The organism is Serratia sp. CoH_122_TC_1 (assembly GCF_058191755.1).
The window spans coordinates 1-2,702 of record NZ_JBXWLA010000047.1 but is presented as its reverse complement, the minus strand read 5'-3'; the positions used below and the strand labels follow the sequence as shown (position 1 = coordinate 2,702).

5 protein-coding genes are annotated in these 2,702 nt (G+C 55.7%); 4 read left to right on the top strand and 1 reads right to left on the bottom strand.

Annotated features, from left to right (window positions below):
* Together AC2FC2_RS26835 and AC2FC2_RS26830 are read left to right on the top strand one after the other, a co-directional pair.
* Positions 1 to 174, top strand: a 174-nt coding sequence (locus tag AC2FC2_RS26835; protein WP_070123139.1) for an MbeD family mobilization/exclusion protein, incomplete at its 5' end; no start/stop codon positions are given.
* Positions 175 to 341: 167 nt separating this feature from the next.
* A complete protein-coding gene (locus AC2FC2_RS26830) occupies positions 342 to 674 on the top strand; it encodes an EmrE family multidrug efflux SMR transporter (protein WP_001099531.1) in 333 nt (110 codons plus the stop codon).
* A 208-nt stretch (positions 675 to 882) separates the two neighbouring features.
* Here the strand turns inward: AC2FC2_RS26830 and AC2FC2_RS26825 are convergent, their stop codons facing one another.
* Positions 883 to 1,053 carry a hypothetical protein gene (locus AC2FC2_RS26825; RefSeq protein WP_004193911.1) on the bottom strand — a complete coding sequence of 57 codons (171 nt, stop codon included), beginning with the start codon at positions 1,051 to 1,053 and terminating at the stop codon, positions 883 to 885.
* A gap of 638 nt (positions 1,054 to 1,691) precedes the next feature.
* Here AC2FC2_RS26825 and AC2FC2_RS26820 point away from each other — a divergent pair.
* Complete coding sequence (locus AC2FC2_RS26820; RefSeq protein WP_004193914.1) at positions 1,692 to 2,015, top strand: MobC family plasmid mobilization relaxosome protein; 324 nt, start codon at positions 1,692 to 1,694, stop codon at positions 2,013 to 2,015.
* On the top strand, positions 2,005 to 2,702 hold a 698-nt coding region (mbeA, locus tag AC2FC2_RS26815; RefSeq protein ID WP_185762470.1), incomplete at its 3' end, for a plasmid mobilization relaxase MbeA. The genes AC2FC2_RS26820 and mbeA, both read left to right, overlap by 11 nt.

Below are 2,702 nucleotides of genomic sequence, written 5' to 3'. Positions count from 1 at the left end.
CTACAGCAGGACTACTCGAAAAGGCTGGACGAGTGGGAGAACGCCTTCGCGGAATGGCGGACGATGTCTGGTCTTATTCAACGGGAGAACGCGGCGCTGAACGAGCGCGTCACGGTCTTGAGCAGGCAGGTGCAGAGTTTGAGCGAGCAGCTGCGCCGGTTGTCGAAAGGCTGAACGCGATAGAAACTCACCGGCAGCAGGAGCGGGCGGTGCAGCACCAGAAAGCGCTGGAGCTGGAACGATCGCAGTGGCAGCATCATGGTCCTTCGCTATGATAAGCCGGGTTCTATTAATTAGTTGTTATGTAAAGATATTTAAATTTTTCAACATGAGGTATTTTTATGAATACATATATTTTCCTGGGAGGGGCTATTGTGGCTGAAGTCATAGGCACCACCTTTATGAAATATTCAGAAGGATTTACACGCCTGTGGCCGTCTGTAGGAACTGCAATAAGTTATTGCGCTGCCTTTTATCTGCTTTCCCAAACATTGGAAAATATACCTACCGGTATTGCTTACGCAATTTGGTCTGGTGCGGGAATTGTACTAATAAGCCTAGCTGGTTGGTTGGTTAGCGGTCAAAAACTTGATTGGCCCGCAATTGCAGGAATGTTCCTTATTTGCGTTGGAGTTTTGGTTATTAATATTTTTTCAAAATCTTCTGCGCATTAACTTTTTACCGAAGCATATTGGCCAAAGCAAAAGGATTTCCTTGAGATCCTTTCTTTCTGCGCGTAATCTTTTTCCCTGTAAACAAAAAAACCACCGCTACCAACGGTGGTTCGTTTGCCGGAATTCAGAGCTACCAACTCTTTGTTCCGATGGTAACTGGCTTTCACGGAGCGCAGATACCTAAACTGTCCTTTCAGTGTAGCCGCACTCAGGCTTTCACTTCAAGAACTCTGTAGGCATTCTCTACAATCTCTGCTCCGTGAACCCAGTTACCAATGGCTACCGCCACTGGCGATTTGTCGTGTCTTTCCGGGTTGGACTCAAGTTGATAGTTACCGGAACGGGCGTGGTAGTCGGACTGAACGGGGGGTTCGTGCATACAGTCCATCCTGGAGCGAACTGCCTACCCGGAACCGAGTTTCAGGCGTGGAATGAGAAACCGCGGCCATAACAGCGGAATGACACCGGTAAACCGAAAGGCAGGAATGCGGGGGAGCACGAGGGAGCCACCAGGGGGAAACGCCTGGTATCTTTAAGCCGCATCGGGTTTCGCCACCGCTGATTTGAGCGTCATTTTCGTGATACTCGTCAGGGGGGCGGAGCCTATGGAAAAACGGCAACTCCGCATCCTTTTCTTGGCCTTTCCTGCTTCGAGCGGCATTTGCTTATCCCGTAATCTGTGAGCTGGTAACGCCCGCCGCAGTCTCACGGCAGGAGCGTAGCGACCGAGTGAGCGAGGAGGCGTCATTTCATCACCACCTGCATTTTGCACTTACGCCCGGCAGCCGCATTTTTCCCCTGTCACATGAAGCACTTTCATAAATTACCACTCCGTCATAACATGTTTAGCCAGTATACACTCCGCTAGCGCTACGTGACTGGTTCAGGGCTGCGCCCCGAAACCCGCTAAAACCACTGCCGCGTCTGCGGCTTGTCCAACACCGTGCCGACCGGGAAAAGATTTCCCGTCCGTCCCGGCGTTATCAGGAGGCCGGATTGGCAGACAAACGCAGCAAAATGCTCACCATGTGGGTGACTGAGGACGAGCACCGGCGTCTGCTGGAGCGCTGCGAGGGTAAGCAACTCGCGGCCTGGATGCGGCAGACGTGCCTGGACGAGAAGCCCGCACGCGCCGGCAAACTTCCGTCGATCTCGCCGGCGCTGCTTCGTCAGCTTGCCGGCATGGGGAACAACCTTAACCAGATTGCCCGCCAGGTTAACGCCGGTGGTGGAAGCGGACACGACCGCGTGCAGATTGTCGCCGCGCTGATGGCCATCGATGCCGGACTCGAGCGGTTGCGGCATGCCGTACTGGAAAAGGGTGCTGATGATGATCGTTAAGTTTCATCCTCGGGGGCGCGGCGGCGGCGGCGGGCCGGTCGATTATCTGCTGGGTAAAGATCGCCAGCGCGACGGCGCCAGCGTTCTGCAGGGGAAGCCGGATGAAGTCCGGGAGCTTATCGACGCCTCGCCCTACGCCAAAAAGTACACTTCCGGCGTTCTGTCTTTTGCCGAACAGGATTTACCGCCCGGCCAGCGCGAAAAGCTGATGGCGAGTTTCGAGCGGGTTCTGATGCCCGGACTCGATAAAGACCAGTACAGCGTGCTGTGGGTTGAGCACCGGGACAAGGGGCGGCTGGAGCTGAACTTCCTGATCCCGAACACGGAGCTTCTGACCGGCAAGCGGCTACAGCCGTATTACGACCGCGCCGACCGTCCGCGCATCGATGCCTGGCAGACCATAGTGAACGGCAGGCTGGGGCTGCATGACCCGAACGCGCCGGAGAACCGGCGGGTGCTGGTCTCGCCTTCCGCGCTGCCGGAAGCGAAGCAGGAAGCCGCCCAGGCGATTACGAGCGGCCTGCTTGCCCTTGCCTCATCCGGGGAGCTGAAAACGCGTCAGGACGTCACTGAGGCGCTGGAAAGCGCAGGTTTTGAGGTGGTGCGCACCACAAAAAGCAGCATCAGCATTGCCGACCCGGACGGGGGGCGAAACATCCGACTGAAGGGAGCCATCTATGAACAGTC

Bases quoted from the DNA above. Each gene is read 5' to 3' on its own strand.
- AC2FC2_RS26830 (WP_001099531.1), top strand. From the start codon at position 342: ATGAATACATATATTTTCCTGGGAGGGGCTATTGTGGCTGAAGTCATA.
- AC2FC2_RS26825 (WP_004193911.1), bottom strand. From the start codon at position 1,053: ATGCACGAACCCCCCGTTCAGTCCGACTACCACGCCCGTTCCGGTAAC.
- AC2FC2_RS26820 (WP_004193914.1), top strand. From the start codon at position 1,692: ATGCTCACCATGTGGGTGACTGAGGACGAGCACCGGCGTCTGCTGGAG.